The 17,186-nt window shown below is 73.1% G+C and carries 13 protein-coding genes and 2 pseudogenes; 10 read left to right on the top strand and 5 right to left on the bottom strand.

Annotation, left to right across the window (positions count from 1 at the left end):
* The first annotated feature begins 153 nt into the window (after positions 1-153).
* The 3 genes from AB0411_RS34310 (at position 154) to AB0411_RS34300 (ending at position 3,168) form a co-directional block, all read left to right on the top strand.
* The gene (locus tag AB0411_RS34310; protein WP_366421162.1) at positions 154-582 is read left to right on the top strand and encodes a pyridoxamine 5'-phosphate oxidase; all 429 of its coding nucleotides are present in this window, start codon (positions 154-156) and stop codon (positions 580-582) included.
* A gap of 334 nt (positions 583-916) precedes the next feature.
* Positions 917-1,741, top strand: a complete 825-nt coding sequence (locus tag AB0411_RS34305) for a hypothetical protein (RefSeq protein ID WP_366421161.1) — start codon at positions 917-919, stop codon at positions 1,739-1,741.
* 428 nt (positions 1,742-2,169) lie between these two features.
* On the top strand, positions 2,170-3,168 hold the full coding sequence (locus AB0411_RS34300; RefSeq protein WP_366421160.1) for an NAD-dependent epimerase/dehydratase family protein: 999 nt from the start codon (positions 2,170-2,172) through the stop codon (positions 3,166-3,168).
* A 79-nt stretch (positions 3,169-3,247) separates the two neighbouring features.
* On the opposite strand, the pseudogene AB0411_RS38185 reads toward AB0411_RS34300, so the two are convergent.
* Both AB0411_RS38185 and AB0411_RS34285 read right to left on the bottom strand, forming a co-directional pair.
* Positions 3,248-3,877: pseudogene (locus tag AB0411_RS38185) on the bottom strand (WYL domain-containing protein); the annotation flags it as partial.
* A gap of 282 nt (positions 3,878-4,159) precedes the next feature.
* Positions 4,160-4,747 (bottom strand): annotated as a pseudogene (locus AB0411_RS34285) (helix-turn-helix transcriptional regulator); the annotation flags it as partial.
* 184 nt (positions 4,748-4,931) lie between these two features.
* Here AB0411_RS34285 and AB0411_RS34280 point away from each other — a divergent pair.
* Positions 4,932-5,342, top strand: coding sequence for a VOC family protein (locus AB0411_RS34280; protein ID WP_366421159.1), 411 nt, complete (start codon positions 4,932-4,934; stop codon positions 5,340-5,342).
* Between the two features lie 127 nt (positions 5,343-5,469).
* Here the strand turns inward: AB0411_RS34280 and disA are convergent, their stop codons facing one another.
* Both disA and radA read right to left on the bottom strand, forming a co-directional pair.
* Positions 5,470-6,594 (bottom strand): DNA integrity scanning diadenylate cyclase DisA, encoded by a 1,125-nt coding sequence (gene disA, locus AB0411_RS34275; RefSeq protein ID WP_366421158.1) that lies wholly within the window; start codon positions 6,592-6,594, stop codon positions 5,470-5,472.
* A gap of 124 nt (positions 6,595-6,718) precedes the next feature.
* Positions 6,719-8,131, bottom strand: coding sequence for a DNA repair protein RadA (gene radA / locus AB0411_RS34270; RefSeq protein ID WP_366421157.1), 1,413 nt, complete (start codon positions 8,129-8,131; stop codon positions 6,719-6,721).
* A gap of 290 nt (positions 8,132-8,421) precedes the next feature.
* Between radA and AB0411_RS34265 the strand changes: the two genes are divergently transcribed.
* Positions 8,422-10,185 carry a sigma-70 family RNA polymerase sigma factor gene (locus AB0411_RS34265; RefSeq protein WP_366421156.1) on the top strand — a complete coding sequence of 588 codons (1,764 nt, stop codon included), beginning with the start codon at positions 8,422-8,424 and terminating at the stop codon, positions 10,183-10,185.
* A 34-nt stretch (positions 10,186-10,219) separates the two neighbouring features.
* On the opposite strand, the gene AB0411_RS34260 is transcribed toward AB0411_RS34265, so the two are convergent.
* Positions 10,220-11,086, bottom strand: a complete 867-nt coding sequence (locus AB0411_RS34260) for a hypothetical protein (protein ID WP_366421155.1) — start codon at positions 11,084-11,086, stop codon at positions 10,220-10,222.
* Positions 11,087-11,161: 75 nt separating this feature from the next.
* Between AB0411_RS34260 and AB0411_RS34255 the strand changes: the two genes are divergently transcribed.
* From AB0411_RS34255 to AB0411_RS34235, 5 genes are all read left to right on the top strand, one after another.
* The gene (locus AB0411_RS34255) at positions 11,162-12,088 is read left to right on the top strand and encodes a Ppx/GppA phosphatase family protein (protein WP_366421154.1); all 927 of its coding nucleotides are present in this window, start codon (positions 11,162-11,164) and stop codon (positions 12,086-12,088) included.
* A 175-nt stretch (positions 12,089-12,263) separates the two neighbouring features.
* Complete coding sequence (locus AB0411_RS34250) at positions 12,264-13,088, top strand: sugar phosphate isomerase/epimerase family protein (protein WP_366421153.1); 825 nt, start codon at positions 12,264-12,266, stop codon at positions 13,086-13,088.
* On the top strand, positions 13,085-13,759 hold the full coding sequence (locus tag AB0411_RS34245; RefSeq protein WP_366421152.1) for a TetR family transcriptional regulator: 675 nt from the start codon (positions 13,085-13,087) through the stop codon (positions 13,757-13,759). The genes AB0411_RS34250 and AB0411_RS34245 overlap by 4 nt, the downstream gene beginning before the upstream one ends.
* Positions 13,760-14,100: 341 nt before the next feature.
* Positions 14,101-15,951 (top strand): dihydroxy-acid dehydratase, encoded by a 1,851-nt coding sequence (gene ilvD / locus AB0411_RS34240; protein ID WP_366421151.1) that lies wholly within the window; start codon positions 14,101-14,103, stop codon positions 15,949-15,951.
* A 405-nt stretch (positions 15,952-16,356) separates the two neighbouring features.
* On the top strand, positions 16,357-17,115 hold the full coding sequence (locus AB0411_RS34235; RefSeq protein WP_366421150.1) for a hypothetical protein: 759 nt from the start codon (positions 16,357-16,359) through the stop codon (positions 17,113-17,115).
* Positions 17,116-17,186 lie beyond the last annotated feature (71 nt).

The following is a 17,186-nucleotide window of genomic DNA, read 5'->3' as shown; positions in this document are numbered from 1 at the left end:
ATGGTGCCGGGGGACGAGGTGGGATCGGGCGACGCTGCGGGCTCGGGCGATGCTGCGGGCTCGGGGGACGAGGGGGGATCGGGCGATGCTGCGGGCTCGGGGGGTGGTTCGTGTCCGGAGGCGATCCGGCGGGCGCTGGCCGCGCATACGACGATGACGCTGGCGTACGGGGACGAGGAAGGGCCGCAGGCGTGCGCGGTGCTGTACGCCACCGACGCGCAGGGCGGCGGGGCGGCCGGGGCGGGGCCCGCGCTGTACTTCGTCACGTCGGCCACGACCCGGCACGGCCGGGCGCTCGCGGAGCCGGGGGCGCGGGTTGCGTTCACGGCGCAGCGGGACGGTCAGGAGTGGACTGGCCTGACCGGGCTTCAAGGGCGGGGCGGTTGTCGCACGCTGACCGGTGCCGAGCGGGAGGCCGGCTGGCGGGTCTATCTGGAGCGCTTCCCCTTTGTCGCGACGAGCGACCGGCTGCGCGACGCCCTGGAGCGGACCGCGCTGTGGGAGCTGCGGCCCGACTGGCTGCGGCTGATCGACAACGGGCAGGGTTTCGGTCACAAGGAGGAGTGGTCGGCGGGCCGGTGAGGAGTGGTCGGCGGGCCGGTGAGGCCGGGGCGGGACGGGTTGCCCGGTTGGCGGGCGGGGGGCGGCTGGGCCTGGCGAGGGGGATCCGGGTGGTGAGGGGCATCCAGGTGTCGGGGGTGTGCCGGGCGGAAGTGGGGCCGGGGTGAGCGGAGTGTGACCTATCCGAACTAAGCCTGTATCAGGGGCGTTAGGGCGGGATGGGGGGAGGAAACGGTGTCGGGGAGTGGTCTGCGGGGGGATTGGGGGGTGGCTCCGGGCTGATCATGGGAAAAGTTGCAGTCGGATGCGGCGGGTACTGGCCGGTGCGGCTGCCGATCTCTCGTAGAGTTTCCGCGTGGGATCACTGCGCAATCCGATCGGGCCGCTTCCCTCCTCCATCTACTGGCGGCGGAGGGCCGTTGCGCTGGCCATCGTCGTACTGCTCGCCCTTCCGGTCGTGTGGGCCCTCAACTTGGGGGCGAGCGGCGGCAAGAGCGGCGATGAGGGCAAGGGGGACCACGGAAAGGGACCCGCGACCTCCATCACGCCCGGGCCCTCCTCCAGCGGGTCCGCGAATGATCAAAAGCCGGGCGGGCGCGACGAGTCGAGCGGTGGCGGAGGTTCGGACTCCGGTTCCGGCGGTGGTTCGGGCGCGGCGGGCGGGGACGACGAGTCCGGTGGTGGCTCCGGGGGCGGTTCCGGCAGTTCGGGTTCCGTTCCCGATGGGCCGCTCGGCCAGGGCTCCGGCAAGAACGCCGTCGAGGCGCGATCCTCGCTCCCCAACTGCGTATCGGACGAGGCGGAGTTGGTGCTCCACAGCGTCAAGAAGTCCTATGCGCCGGACGTCATGCCGAAGTTCGAGCTGACGGTCAAGAACGGTGCCGGTGCCGCGTGCAAGGTGGACCTCGGGCAGAAGGCCGCGGTGCTCACCATCACCGACACCGCGGGCGACGACCGGGTGTGGGCCTCGAACGACTGCCCGTCGGGTACCCGGCCCGCGCTGCTGCAGGTGCCGGCCAAGGGTTCCGTGAAGCGCACCATCGTGTGGGACCGGCGGGCCAGCGGACCGCAGTGTGCCACTCCGAGCTCGGCCACGGTGCCGTCCGGCAAGTACCTGATCGAGGCGAAGGTGCCCGGGCTGGACACGGTCCATACGACGTTTGTTCTGGCCGAGGGCTGAGGCGCAGCAGAGGCGTCACCGGGGCGCCACCGAGGCGTTGAGGGCCACCGAGGCGTTGAGGGCCGCTGAGAGTCGAGGGCCGAGCGTCAAGGGTGAGGTGTCGAGGTCGGGGAGCCGGCGAGCCAACGGGTGAGGGCGCCGGGAGGGCCGGGCTTTCCGTGGAGGGCCATGTCGTCCGGGTGCCGCGTCGTCCGGGTGCCATGTCGTCCGGGACCGTCTGAGCGCCGGGCGCCCCGTGTCCGTGCGCCCCCATCCGGCTCTGCTCGTCTGCGCCTGGCTTGTACGCGCCTTGCTCGTACGTGTCTTGCTCGTACGTGTCTTGCTCGTGTGCGCCTGGCTCGTACGTGTCTTCGGGGTTCCGCTCGTAGCGGTTCTGCTGGGAGCGAGCGGGGCTGCTGGGCGCGGGGGCGTCCGGGATAGTCGGCATCATGAAGCTACTGATGCTGGGCGGAACGGAGTTCGTGGGACGGGCGGTCAGTGAGGCGGCGGTGGCGCGCGGTTGGGAGGTGGCGGTCTTCCACCGTGGGAACCATGCGCCGCCGGAGGGTGTGACGGCGCTGCACGGCGACCGTGGGGACCCGGCGGGGCTCGCGGCCCTGGAAAAGGGCGAGTGGGACGCCGTGGTGGACACCTGGAGCGGTGCGCCGTCGGCGGTACGGGATAGTGCGCGGCTGCTGGCCGGGCGGGCGGGGACGTATGCCTATGTGTCCAGCCGCTCGGTGTACGCCTTCCCGCCCACGGCCAGGGTCGATGAGCGGGCGCCGCTGGTGACGGGCTCCTCGGATGCCACCGATGCCGAGGACTATGCGCAGGCCAAGCGGGGTGGTGAGCTGGCCGCGGGCGAGGCGTTCGGGGAGCGGGCGCTGCTGGTGCGCGCGGGGCTGATCCTCGGGCCGTACGAGAATGTGGGGCGGCTGCCGTGGTGGCTGGGGCGGATCGCGCGCGGCGGTCCGGTGCTCGCGCCGGGGCCGCGGGGGATGGCGTTGCAGTACATCGACGTCCGTGACCTGGCCGAGTGGACGGTGGACGCGTTGGAGGCCGGGCTGGGTGGGCCGTACGGCCTGGTGAGCGAGGCCGGGCACGCCACCATGGGCGAGCTGTTGGAGAGCTGCGTAAAGGTCACCGGCTCGGACGCGGAGTTGCGCTGGACCGCGCCGGAGGAAGTGCTCGCCGCCGGGATCGAGCCCTGGACCGAACTGCCGGTGTGGCTGGCGCCCGGTGAGCTGAGGGACGCGCTCTTCGGCGTCGACGTGTCCAAGGCTCTGGCGGCCGGGCTGCGGTGCCGGCCCGTCGCGGAAACCGTTGCCGACACCTGGGCCTGGCTGCAGGCGGTCGGCGGGGTGGCGCCGCAGCGTCCGGACCGTCCCGTGCTCGGGCTGGATCCGGCGAAGGAGGCGGTGGCGCTGGCGCTGCGCCGGGCGGACTGATGGCCGGCTGACGGGCCGGTTGGTCGGTCAGGGCCCGCCGTCTCTCTCGCGATGACGGCGCACGTCGGTGGCCGGGCGGTCATATGGGTGGGTGGGGAGGCCCGTCGGCGGTGGCGTGTTCGTCGAGGCGGCGGGCCAGGGCGCGGATGAGGTCGCGGAGGGCCGTGGGGTGCTCGATGACGAACGGGCGGTCCAGGGCGGCGAGTACGGGGGGTATCCAGTCCAGCCGTTCGGCCCGGAGTCGGACGTGGACCCATCCGGTGTGGTCGCCGGCCTCGTCAGGGGCGCTTGAGCCGTCGGGGCGGGGCTTTGGGGTGGTGTCGGGCGGCTGGGCGTCATCAGGGGTGGCGGTGGCTGCGCGCGTGGCCGGGCGCGTGACCGGGGCAGTTCCCATATCCGCACCCGGATCCGCACCCGGATCCGCACCTGTTCCGGTGCCGGTGGCCGCGGCGGTGCCTGTTCCCGTCCCCGTGCTCGCGCCCGCATCCCGGTCCGGGATCGCGGACAGCGTGGCGACCCCGGCCGGCAGGTGCTTTCGGATGTGCTCGATGCTGTCGTGGATTCGGAGGGAGACCTCGTGGGCCCAGGGGGTCTGGGCGAGGCCCTCCAGCAGGGTGGTGACCGGGTCGAAGTCCGGCGGGACGGTGAAGGAGCCGGGCTGCACGGTCAGGGCGGCGATCCGGTCCAGGCGGAAGGTGCGTATCCCCTCGTCCGCCGGGGCCGCGGGCTCCCCGGCGGGACCGGCGGAAACGGCGAGGGAGCCGGGGTCGCCGGCGGGACCGGCGGCGGGGGATCCGGTGCCGCCGGCAGGATCAGCCCAATCGCCGGCGGAGGCGGTCCCGTCGCCATGACCGGGGGACCCAGCAGGATCAGCAGCACCAGACGAATCAACGGGCGCCGCGCCGCCCGCCATGCCGCCACCCACCGCACCGCCACTCGCCATGCCGACACCCACCGCACCGCCACTCGCCGCGCCACCACCCACCACTCCGTCACCACCCCCCACCCCGGCCGTCAGATACCACCGCCCTGAGTGGGCCACGAGGCCGTAGGGGAGGACGGTGCGGGTGGTGGTGCGGGCTGTGCGGTCGGTGTAGTGGATGGTCACCGGGCGCTGGTGGCGGGCGGCTTCGGCGAGTTCGAGGAGTATGCGGGTTTCCGGGGGCGGGGTGGGGCGGGGGCGCGTGGTGAAGCCGGCGGTTTCGCGCAGTGCGTCCAGGCGTCGTCCCAGTGGCTTGGGCAGTACGCGGCGGATTTTGGCGGCGGCGCTCTCGTTCGCGGCGGCGGACGTGGTGGCCGGGCCGGTGCTCCGGCCGGACAGGAGGCCGAGCAGTACGGCGAGGGCCTCTTCGTCGGTGAGCATCAACGGGGGCATCCGGTAGCCGGGGGCGAGCCGGTAGCCGCCGTAGCGGCCGCGTACCGACTCGACGGGCACGCCGAGGTCCAGCAGGTGGCCGGCGTAGCGGCGGACGGTGCGTTCGTCGACGCCGAGGCGTGCGGCCAGGTCGGGGACGGTGTGGCGGCCACTGCCCTGGAGGATCTCCAGCAGCGCGAGCACGCGGGCGGTCGAGGTGGTCACGCCGGAAAGTGTGCCGCGTATACCGGGCGGTTTCTGTCCGGTATCGGCTCTACGTTCGTTCGAGGCGCCCCGCCTCCGGGGTCGTACCGCGGTGCCACCCCGTTGCCACCGCGGTGCGGCCCCGGAGGTTCTCCGCGCGCCGCCCCGGTGGACCTCCGGGGCACTCTCTGACAGGAAGCCGCTCATGAACGTTGTCTCGCTGCGTGTGATCACCCACGACGTCGCCGGTCTCGTCGAGTTCTACGAACGGGTCACCGGTGTTCCGGCGGCGTGGTCGACCCCTGACTTCGCCGAGCTGGTGACGCCGGCGTGCACGCTGGCGGTGGCGAGCAGCCGCACCGTGGCGCTGTTCGGTGCCGACTCCGCCCGCCCGGCCGCCAACCACACGGTGATCATCGAATTCCGGGTCGCGGACGTCGATGCGGAGTACCGGCGTCTGGCGTCCCTGGGCTGTGCGTTCGTGCAGCAGCCGACGACGATGCCGTGGGGCAACCGCTCCCTGCTCTTCCGGGACCCCGACGGGAATCTGATCAACTTCTTCACGCCCGTCACGCCGGAGGCCGTGCGGCGGCAGGAGCGCCGGGCGGGCGTCTAGCCGCCGGGCGGGCGCCTGGCGGGGATTCCGTGGGCGCATGGCCGGATCCAGGAGCCGTCGCTCCCGGCTTCACCGGCCTGGCTCCACGCCCTGGCTTCACCGGCCCCGGCTTCTCCGCCCCCCCGGATCAGACGTACCGCTCCAGGATCGACGACTCCGCCAGGCGGGACAGGCCCTCGCGGACCGAGCGGGCGCGGGCCTCGCCGACGCCGTCGACGGTCTGGAGGTCGTCGACGCTGGCCGCGAGGAGCTTTTGCAGGCCGCCGAAGTGGTCGACGAGGCGGTCGATGACCGTGCCGGGGAGCCGGGGGACCTTCGCCAGCAGGCGGAAGCCGCGCGGGGAGACCGCGGAGTCCAGGGTTTCGGGGGCTCCGCTGTAGCCCAGGGCGCGGGCGACGGTGGGGAGTTCGAGGAGTTCGGTGTGGCTGAGCGCGTCGAGTTCGGCGAGGGCCTCGGCCACGGTGCGGGAGCGCTTGGCGGTCGGCTGGGGGACGTAGTCGCGGACGACCAGTTCGCGTTCCGGCTCCACGCCGGCGATCAGTTCCTCCAGCTGGAGGGTGAGCAGCCGGCCGTCCGTGCCGAGTTCGACGACGTATTCGGCGATTTCCGTGGCGATCCGGCGGACCATCTCCAGGCGCTGGGCGACCGCGGTGACGTCGCGGACGGTCACCAAGTCCTCGATCTCCAGGGCGGAGAGGGTGCCGGCGACCTCGTCGAGGCGGAGCTTGTAGCGCTCCAGGGTCGCCAGCGCCTGGTTGGCGCGGGAGAGGATCGCGGCGGACTCCTCCAGGACGCGGCGTTCGCCGTCGACGTAGAGGGCGATCAGGCGCATCGACTGGCTGACGGAGACGACCGGGAAGCCGGCCTGGATGGAGACGCGCTGGGCGGTGCGGTGGCGGGTGCCGGTCTCCTCGGTGGGGATGGAGGCGTCCGGGACGAGCTGGACGCCGGCCCGCAGGATCTTGGTGATGTCCTTGTCGAGGACCAGCGCGCCGTCGAGCTTGCACAGCTCGCGCAGCCGGGTCGCGGTGAACTCGACGTCGAGGACGAATCCGCCGGTACACATGGTTTCGACGGTCTTGTCGAAGCCCAGCACGATCAGCCCGCCGGTGTTGCCGCGGAGGATGCGCTCCAGGCCGTCGCGCAGGGCCGTACCGGGCGCGACGGCGCTCAGCGAGGCGCGCATCAGGCTCTCGGTACCGGAACTGCCGCCGGACCTGCCGGGAGTCGATGCCCGGTCGTTGGCTGCCACTGCACTCCTCCGTCGCAAGGTCTGTCGGTCCGCAGGCCGCCCGGTCCATGCTGTGTTGACGTACCAGCGGAGCGTACGTGGCCGACAGGCAATTCTGCGGTGACGGGCGAGACCAGGGCAAAGTCTACCGGCGTGCGCCCTCTTCCTGTGGGGCCTCCCGGCGCACTCGCTTGGGCAGGACGCTGAGGGCCGCTCCGACGTCGGCGACCTCCAGTACCCGCATCCCGTCGGGGATCTTGCCGGGGTCGGAGGGGACGAGGGCGTGGGTGAAGCCGAGGCGGGCCGCTTCGGACAGCCGGCGCTGGACGCCGGTGACCCTTCTGACCTCGCCCGCGAGGCCCACCTCGCCGATGGCGACGAGGTTCTTGGGCAGGGGGGTGTCGCTGGCGGCGCTGGCGAGGGCGAGGGCCACGGCGAGGTCGGCGGCGGGTTCGGTCAGCTTCACGCCGCCGACCGTCGCGCTGTAGATGTCGCGTTTGCCCAGGGCGCTGATGCGGCCGCGCTGTTCCAGTACGGCGAGCATCATCGAGACCCGGGAGGTCTCCAGGCCGGAGGTGGTGCGCCGGGGGGAGGGGATCTGGGAGTCGACGGTGAGCGCCTGGACCTCGGCGACGAGGGGGCGGCGGCCTTCCAGGGTCACGGTCAGGCAGGTGCCGGGAACGGGTTCGGCGCGGCGGGTGAGGAAGAGGCCGGAGGGGTCGGCGAGGCCGGTGATGCCTTCGTCGTGGAGCTCGAAGCAGCCGACCTCGTCGGTGGTGCCGTAGCGGTTCTTGACGCCGCGGACCAGGCGGAGCCGGGCGTGCCGGTCGCCTTCGAAGTGCAGGACGACGTCGACGAGGTGTTCCAGGAGGCGGGGTCCGGCGATGGCGCCGTCCTTGGTGACGTGGCCGACCAGGAGGGTGGACATGCCGCGTTCCTTGGAGGCCCGGATCAGTGCGCCGGCCACTTCGCGGACCTGGGCCATGCCGCCGGGGGCGCCTTCGATCTCGGGGGAGGCGACGGTCTGCACGGAGTCGAGGATCAGCAGCGAGGGCTTGACCGTGTCGAGGTGGCCGAGGACGGCGGAGAGGTCGGTTTCGGCCGCGAGATACAGGTGGTCGTCGAGGGCGCCGATGCGGTCGGCGCGCAGCCGTACCTGGCTCGCGGATTCCTCGCCGGTGACGTAGAGCGTGCGGTGGGCGTCGGAGGCGGCCTTCGCGGCGACGTCCAGCAGCAGGGTGGACTTGCCGACGCCGGGTTCGCCGGCCAGCAGGACGACCGCGCCGGGGACGAGTCCGCCGCCCAGGACGCGGTCGAGTTCGGGCACGCCCGTCATGCGGGCGGTGGCCTGCCGGCCGTCGACCTCGCCGATGGGCAGGGCCGCGGTGGTGACCCGGCCGGGGGCGGTCGTGCGGACCGCGGGGGCGCCGCCGAACTCCTCGACCGTGCCCCACGCCTGGCATTCGGGGCAGCGGCCGAGCCACTTCGCGGTGGTCCAGCCGCACTCCGTACAGCGGTAGGAGGGGCGCTCCTTGCCCGAGGATTTACGCGTTGCCATGGGGCCACCGTAGCGGCGGGGTCCGACAACGCCCGCCGGAGCTGTGGAGAAGCCGGGGAGGAGGGGGCGGAGCGAGGGGAGGAGGGGGCCCGGGAAGGGGGCGGCCGGGGCCGGCCGGGGGAGGCTTCCGCGTCGCCGTTGTGCGCCGGGCCGGGCGGCGCAAACGGAGTGCGGCCGCGGTGTAAAGAGCTGTTCGTGTCCTCTTTTGAGGGAGATGGTCACCCGTAAGGGTTAAAAGTGTCCAACGCGAGCAAGACCGGCTGCATCATCCGCCTACCGTCGCCGGGGTGATGAGCAGCAGGCCCGAGCACCCCACGCACTCCACCGGCGCACACCGGTCGCGCGGCGACGGCCGGCGCCGGAGCCGGCCGCAGCCCTCCGAGCGGCCCGGCCCGGACGCCGTGCGCCCCCCGGACAAGCGCCCCGACGGCTACGAGCCTTATCTGGACGGGCTGTTCACCTACTGCCTGTCGGTGCTGTGCGAGCACGACGCGGCGACCGCGGTGCTCGGCGAGATGCTGGCGCTCGCCGAGCGGCACCACGGCAGGCGGCCCGCCGAGCGCACGCAGTACCGCTCCTGGCTCTACGCCCTGGCCCGCTGGGCCTGTCTGCGCCGGCTCGCCGAGCGGACCGGCCCGGCCGCCCGGGAGCCGGACGCGGCGGGCGCGGGCCCGGACGCCGCCGAGGCGGAGCGCCGGCGGCGTGAACTCGCCGCGCTGGCCTGGCCGGAGGCCGCGGGCACCGTCCCCGAGCAGCGCGAGGCGCTGGAGCTCGCGGTGCGTCATCAGCTCTCGACCGACGAGGTCGCCGCGGTGCTCGGCGCCGACCCGATCGCCACCCGCACGCTGCTGGCCACCGCGGCCTGCGAGGTGGAGCGGACCCGGGCCGCGCTGGCGGTCGTCGAGTCCGGCCGCTGCCGCGAGGTCGCGCGGCTGGCGGGGGACACCCAGATGCTGCTGGGCGCGGCGCTGAGCCGGGAGCTGGTGCGGCATGTCGACGACTGCGCCGAGTGCCGGCGGGTGGCCGAGCGGGCCACCGCCCCGGGGACCTGGCCGGGCACCGCGCCGGTGGTCCGGGGGGCGCTGCCGCTGGTGGCCGCGCCCCGTGAGGCGGTGCTGTGCGCGCTGGCGGCGGCCCGGCGCGCCAAGTCGGGCCGCGCGGAAGGGGTGGCGGGTGCGGGACGCGGTGGCCGGGCGGGTGGGGCAAACGGTTCTCCTCGCTACGACCGCAGCGGCTTTCCCGTCGGCCCGCCGACGGACCGGGTGGCGCGCCGGCGCAGGCTGCGCGGCCGGGCGCTGACCACGACCGTGGTCGCCACGGTCGTCGCGGCGCCGGTGCTGGCCCTGTGGGCGGCGTACCACGGTGGCCCGGCCACCGGCGAGGCGGCGGACGTCTCGCCGTCGGTGACGGCCAGCGACACGGGTCCCGGGGAGCGGCTGGGCGGCCGGCCGTACGAGAACGCCGGCAATGCCAGGACGACGCCCGATCCGGTCTTCCGGGGCGGGGCGGGCGGACCCGATGTGTCCGTCGAGGTGATCAGCGCGGACGGCACCCCGCAGCGGACGGGCGCGCCGGGCAGCCGCGCGGAGTCGGGCCCGGGCCGGCTGACGGTCGCGGCCCGGCCCAGCGGCCGGACCACGCTGATCACGCTCACCGCCGCGGGCGGCGCCGCGGTGCGCTGGCACGCCGCGGCGGGCGCGGCCTGGCTGCAGATGAGTCATACGGCGGGCACGCTGCGACCGGGCGAGACCACGACGATCACCGTCGACATCGATCACGACCGGGAGCCGGCGGGCCACTGGCGGGCCCGGATCGCCCTGGAGCCGGGCGGCACCGTCGTCACGTTGGAGGGCCATGGGGCGACCGGGCCCGCGCCGGGTCCGCAGCGTCCGACGCCCCCGAGGCCGACGCCGCGCCCCTCGCACCCGAAGCCGACCCCCACGCCGACCCCGACGTCCCCGGCGCCCACCTCCGCGCCGCCTTCGCCGACCCCGCGGCCGACCGGCCCGGAGCCGAGCTCGACCCCGTCGAACACGACACGCCCGGCCCGCTGAGCGCGCCGGGGACCGCGGCGGCCCCGGCGCGCGCCTAGTTCTGCGGCTTCTTCGGGGGCCGGGGGTCCGCCGGGTGGGGCGCCATCGGCAGCGTCGCCGCCAGGCGCTCCTCGCACAGTTCGGCGAGCTTGGCGTAGCCCTTCTTGCCCATCAGCTCGGTCAGCTCCGGCTTGTACGAGACGTACACGGGGTCGCCCGCGCCGTGCGCCGAGGTCGCGGAGGTGCACCACCAGTGCAGGTCGTGGCCGCCGGGGCCCCAGCCGCGCCGGTCGTACTCGCCGATCGTCACCTGGAGGATCTGGGTGTCGTCCGGCCGGTCGATCCAGTCGTAGGTACGGCGGACCGGCAGCTGCCAGCAGACGTCCGGCTTGGTCTCCAGGGGCTCGCGGCCCTCGCGCAGCGCGAGGATGTGCAGGGAGCAGCCCGCGCCGGCCGGGAAGCCGGGGCGGTTCTGGAAGATGCAGGAGCCCTCCCAGCGCCGGGTCTGGCGCTCGCCGTCCTCGTCCTCCTGGGTCCAACCGGTCGTGGTGCCCACGTCGTGGTGCTGCCACACGTCGGGTGTGAGGCGTGCCACGTGTTCGGCCACCCGCTTCTCGTCGTCCTCGTCCGAGAAGTGCGCGCCGAGCGTGCAGCAGCCGTCGTCCGCGCGCCCGGCCTGGATGCCCTGGCAGCCGCTGCCGAAGATGCAGGTCCAGCGGGAGGTCAGCCAGGTCAGGTCGCAGCGGAAGAGCTGTTCGTCGTCGGCCGGGTCCGGGAAGGTGACCCAGGCGCGGGCGAAGTCGAGGCCGACCTCGTCGGCCGGGGCCTTCTTCGGGGACCGCGCCTCCTCAGCCGCCTGGGCGCGCCGCTTTTCTTCCTTGTTGCGGGCTTTTTCGTGCTTCGCCTTTTTCGTCTTTGCCACGGGTCCAGCCTACGGCGCGTCACGGTGGGGACCGCGACGACAGGAGTGCGCGGGGCCCGCAGTAGGTTTCCCCGTATGAGACTCGGTGTCCTCGATGTGGGTTCGAATACGGTCCATCTCCTGGTGGTGGACGCACACCCGGGCGCGCGCCCGCTGCCCGCCTATTCGCACAAGGCGGAGCTGCGCCTCGCCGAACTCCTCGACGAGGCGGGTGCGATAAGCGACGCGGGGGTGGAGCGGCTGGTGGCCACCGTCCACGAGGCGCTCCAGGTGGCCGAGGACAAGGGTGTCGAGAGCGTGCTGCCGTTCGCGACCTCGGCGGTCCGCGAGGCCACCAACGGCGAGGACGTGCTGCGCCGGGTCGCCCAGGAGACCGAGGTCGAGCTGCAGGTGCTGTCCGGCGAGGACGAGGCGCGGCTGACCTTCCTCGCCGCCCGCCGGTGGCTGGGCTGGTCGGCCGGCCGGCTGCTGGTCCTCGACATCGGCGGCGGCTCGCTGGAGATCGCGTACGGCCTGGACGAGGACCCGGACGTGGCGGTGTCGCTGCCGCTGGGCGCCGGGCGGCTGACCGCGGGCGACCTGCCGGGTGATCCGCCGGAGGCCGACGACGTGCGGACGCTGCGCCGCCGGGTGCGGGCCGAGATCGCCAGGGTGGTGAGCGAATTCAGCCGCTACGGCACTCCCGACCGGGTCGTCGGCACGTCCAAGACGTTCCGGCAGCTGGCCCGGATCGCGGGCGCCGCGCGCTCGGCGGAGGGGCTGTACGTCCAGCGGGAGCTGACCCGCAAGAAGCTGGAGGAGTGGGTGCCGCGGCTGGCCGGGATGTCCGCGGAGGAGCGGTGCGCGCTGCCCGGGGTGTCCGAGGGGCGCTCGCGGCAGCTGCTCGCCGGGGCGCTGGTGGCCGAGGCGGCGATGGACCTGTTCGGGGTCGAGACGCTGGAGATCTGCCCGTGGGCGCTGCGCGAGGGCGTCATCCTGCGGCGGCTGGACCACCTGCCGTAGACGGCTGTGGCGGACCGCCCGGCGGGCGCCCGGCCGCCGTGAGTCTCGTCACGCCGCGGCGGGCCCCGCCACACCCGTTGTCCCCTGTCCCACCGTCCCCCGGCCTCACCGAACGGGGGCCGCGGGGGCCGGACCTCCTGCCCCGCGCCGGGTCCTGGCCCGTACGCTGTCCCTCGTGACAGAGCCAGTGGTGCGCATCCCGGATGCGAAGGTCGCGCTGTCCACGGCCTCGGTGTATCCGGAGTCGACGGCGACGGCCTTCGAGATCGCCGCGCGCCTCGGCTACGACGGCGTCGAGGTCATGGTGTGGACCGACCCGGTCAGCCAGGACATCGAGGCGCTGCGCCGCCTGTCGGACTACCACGGCGTGCCGGTGCTGGCCGTGCACGCCCCGTGCCTGCTGATCACCCAGCGGGTGTGGTCCACCGACCCGTGGGTCAAGCTCCAGCGTGCCCGTACCGCCGCGGAGAAGCTGGGCGCCTCGACGGTGGTCGTGCACCCGCCGTTCCGCTGGCAGCGCAGCTACGCCCGGGAGTTCGTCCGCGGGGTGTGGCGGATGGCGGGCGAGACGGACGTGAAGTTCGCCGTCGAGAACATGTACCCGTGGCGCTACCGGGACCGCGAGATGCTCGCCTACGCCCCGGACTGGGACCCCACCAACGACGACTACCGGCACTTCACCGTCGACCTCTCGCACACCGCCACCGCCCGCAGCGACGCGCTGGCGATGGTGGAGCGGATGGGCGACCGCCTGGGGCACGTCCACCTCGCCGACGGCAACGGCTCCGCCAAGGACGAGCACCTGGTGCCGGGGCGCGGCAGCCAGCCCTGCGCCGAGGTGCTGGAGCGGCTGGCGGCCACCGGCTTCGACGGCCATGTGGTCGTCGAGGTCAACACCCGGCGGGCGATGTCCGCGGCGGAGCGCGAGGCCGACCTGGCCGAGGCGCTCGCCTTCACCCGGCTGCACCTCGCCTCGCCGACCCGGGTCCCGGGCTCGTGAGCGGCAGCGGGCAGGGGCCGGACGACGCCCCCGCGCCCGGTACGCCGCCCGCGCCCGGTACGCCGCCCGCGCCCGCCCGCCGCCGGGGCCGTCCGGCCCGCGCCGCCGCCGAGGCCGGGCCCGGTGCCCGTGAGCGGATCCTGGCCGCGGCCCGTACGGAGTTCGCCGAGCGCGGCTACGACAAGACCTCGGTGCGGGGCATCGCGAAGGCGGCCGGGGTGGACGCGGCGCTGGTGCACCACTACTTCGGCACCAAGGAGCAGGTCTTCGCGGCCGCCATCGAGCTGACCTTCGCCCCCGCGCTGACCATGCCCGACGCCCTCGCGGGCGGCGGCGCGGACGTGGGCGAGCGGATGGCCCGCTTCATGTTCGGCGTCTGGGAGAACCCGGTCAGCCGGCCGTCGCTGCTGGCGATCATGCGCTCGGCGCTGACCAACGAAAAGGCCGCGGCGGTGCTGCGCGGGCTCATCGAGCGCCGGATGCTGCAGCGGGTGGCGGGCGAACTGGACGTCCCCGACCCGGAGTTCCGGGCGCAGCTGGCCGCGGGGCACCTCATCGGGATCGCCATGCTGCGCTACGTGATCAAGATGGACCCGGTCGCCTCCGCGGACACCGAGGAGATCATCGCCATGGTCGCGCCGGCCCTCCAGCGGTACCTGACGCAGCCCTGAGGCCCTGGGGGCCGGGTGCGGCGGCCCTGCCGGGCGGGTCCGGGCCGCTCCGGGGACCGGCTGCGGCGCGGCCCTCGCCCGGGGCGGATCTGACACAGCCCTGACAATCGGCCCGGACGCCGCCCCGGAGGCCCGATCGCCGCCATGGCCTGCACAAACGGCCCGCTCCCCGCTGTCCGCACTCCGGGCAGGCGTCTCACATCCCGGAGAGACTGTCCAGATCTTGGATCAGGAGCGTAATCTCGACTGGAGCTGATATATGACGCCACCCGGTACGGGGCCACGGGCCCGGGTACCGGCACCGGCGGTCGTACGGACGTAATCCCGAGGGAGTGACCATCGTGCCCGAGCTGAGGTCCCGCACCGTTACCCATGGCCGCAACATGGCCGGCGCCCGAGCCCTTATGCAGGCCTCCGGCGTAGCGCGGGAGGACTTCGGCAAGCCGATCATCGCCGTCGCCAACAGCTTCACCGAGTTCGTGCCCGGACACACCCACCTCCAGCCGGTCGGCCGGATCGTCTCCGAGGCGATCCACGCGGCCGGCGGCATCGCCCGCGAGTTCAACACCATCGCGGTCGACGACGGGATCGCCATGGGCCACGGCGGCATGCTCTACAGCCTGCCCTCCCGCGACCTGATCGCCGACTCCGTCGAGTACATGGTCGAGGCGCACTGCGCCGACGCGCTGATCTGCATCTCCAACTGCGACAAGATCACCCCGGGCATGCTGATGGCCGCGATGCGCCTCAACATCCCGACGGTCTTCGTCTCCGGCGGCCCGATGGAGTCCGGCAAGGCGACCCTCGTCGACGGCACCGTCCGCACCCTCGACCTGGTCGACGCGATCTCGGACGCCGTCAACGACAAGATCTCCGACGAGGACATCCTCCGCATCGAGGAGAACGCCTGTCCGACCTGCGGCTCCTGTTCCGGCATGTTCACCGCCAACTCGATGAACTGCCTGACCGAGGCCATCGGCCTCTCGCTGCCCGGCAACGGCTCCGTGCTGGCCACCCACACCGCCCGCAAGGCGCTGTACGAGAACGCCGGCCGCACCGTCGTCGAGATCACCAAGCGGCACTACGACGAGGACGACCACACCGTCCTGCCGCGCAACGTCGGCACCCGCGCCGCCTTCGAGAACGCCATGGCCCTCGACATCGCCATGGGCGGCTCGACGAACACGATCCTGCACCTGCTCGCCGCGGCCCAGGAAGCCGGTCTCGACTTCGACCTGGAGGACATCAACGCGGTCTCCCGCCGGGTGCCCTGCCTGGCGAAGGTCGCCCCGAACGTCGCGCCGGGCGGCACGTACTACATGGAGGACGTGCACCGGGCCGGCGGCATCCCCGCCATCCTCGGCGAGCTGTGGCGCGCCGGACTCCTCAACGAGGACGTCCACACCGTGCACAGCGCCTCCATCGAGGAGTGGCTCAAGACCTGGGACGTGCGCGGCGGTTCCCCCTCCGACGTGGCCGTAGAGCTGTGGCACGCGGCCCCCGGCTGCAAGCGCTCGGCGACCGCCTTCTCCCAGTCCGAGCGCTGGGACAGCCTCGACGTCGACGCCGAGGGCGGCTGCATCCGCGACCTGGCGCACGCCTACTCCGTCGACGGCGGCCTCGCGGTCCTCAAGGGCAACCTCGCCGAGGACGGCTGCGTCGTGAAGACCGCCGGCGTCGACGAGTCCATCTGGACCTTCGAGGGCCCGGCCGTGGTCTGCGAGTCGCAGGAAGAGGCCGTCGACAAGATCCTCAAGAAGCAGGTCAAGGAGGGCGACGTCGTCGTCATCCGCTACGAGGGCCCCAAGGGCGGCCCCGGCATGCAGGAGATGCTCTACCCGACGTCCTTCCTCAAGGGCCGCGGCCTGGGCAAGACCTGCGCGCTGGTCACCGACGGCCGCTTCTCCGGCGGCACCTCCGGCCTGTCCATCGGCCACGCCTCCCCCGAGGCGGCGTCCGGCGGCACCATCGCCCTCGTCGAGGACGGCGACCGCATCCGCATCGACATCCCCAACCGCACGATCGAACTCCTCGTCGGCGAGGTCGAGCTGGAGTCCCGCCGGCTGGCCCTCGAAGGCGTCTACGCCCCGAAGAACCGCGAGCGCAAGGTCTCCCAGGCCCTGCGCGCCTACGCGGCCATGGCCACCAGCGCCGACAAGGGCGCGGTGCGCGACGTGAGCAAGCTGGGCTGAGGCGGGGGCCGCACCCGGCAGGCCACCCGCAGGACAGGTCAGCAGGACACGGCAGGACGCAGCACGGTGCCGGCGGTCGTGGGATACGACCGCCGGCACCGTTTTGCGCTGTGGCTACGGCCGGTGAACCGGAACAGCGCTGACTGCACATCTGCATTCATGCAGCCCCTTCAGTTTCATCAGCGTCCCAACCACCGTGGCACGCCCGGGAATTGGGATTGAAAGACGAGTGCCCTTTGATGTTCCAATGGCTCTGCGGAACGGTGGACCTGGCACTCCTCCGCTTGTTACCCCGACCACCGGTTGCCAAGATCAGGGTGAATTCCTGGTGGCACTGGCAGACCAAGGACGGCCTCGACGTCGTGAACACCGCCCGACTCGCACTTCCAGGGAGAATCGGTCACCGTGGTTGAGGACGACCCCACCGCCGGCCGAACCCCGCGCGACGTTCTCCTGGAGGGCCTGTTGGGGAGGCTGCGAGAATTCGTGGCCGCCCCTTTGACGCCGGGTTCGCACGTGGTGCGGGGGCTGCTCCCACCGACAGAAATGGATCGCGGGGCGAGAGTCGTCTTGTGGGACGGCCGAGACCTTGGCACCTCGTATGCCCTGGAGGTCCCGCTGCTCGACGGTGACGGCGGGGAAATCCCCCACGATCAGGTCATCGGCGCGCTGCGCGTATGCATTGCCCAGCGTGAGGTTCTCGGTCCGCCCTTTCTCGATGATGGATTCGCGGTGCCGGTGTTCGATGCCCGGTGTCACTTCCTTCGTACCGTCGATGCTCCGCCGCTCACGTTGGCGGATGCGGTGTACCTGCCGCTGCTGTCCCTCGGTCCGGCGAGCGGGGCGGCGCCCGTTTCCGACGACGTGGAAGAGGACGCCGAAGCGGATGGGGATGGGGATGGGGATGGGGCGGAGTGGCGGCTCCTCGGCTTCATGCTCGTCGACGAGCGGTACGCCCGGTACTACGTCAGATGGACGGAAACCGGCGAGGTCTGGGGGCTCGACTTCTGTATGCGCGACGAGGCGGGGAAGGTCGACTCGCGCGGAGGGACCGCCGACATGATCTTCCCGGCGCTGGCCTCGTCACACGACCTCGGACGTTTCCGGCGACCGGTCTCCGATATCCGCTGCCAGGCCGTTTACGACCTCACCGCCTGGTGCTGACGGTCGGCGGCTGCCCGAGGCCCAGCGTTACGGCGACGGCCCCCGTCGCGGGCGAGCGACGGGGGCCGGTC

The sequence above is a fragment of the Streptomyces angustmyceticus genome (assembly GCF_040701845.1).
In the GTDB taxonomy this organism is placed as follows: domain Bacteria; phylum Actinomycetota; class Actinomycetes; order Streptomycetales; family Streptomycetaceae; genus Streptomyces; species Streptomyces angustmyceticus_A.
The sequence above is the reverse complement of the archived record's forward strand: the minus strand, read 5'-3'. Positions and strand labels throughout refer to the sequence as shown.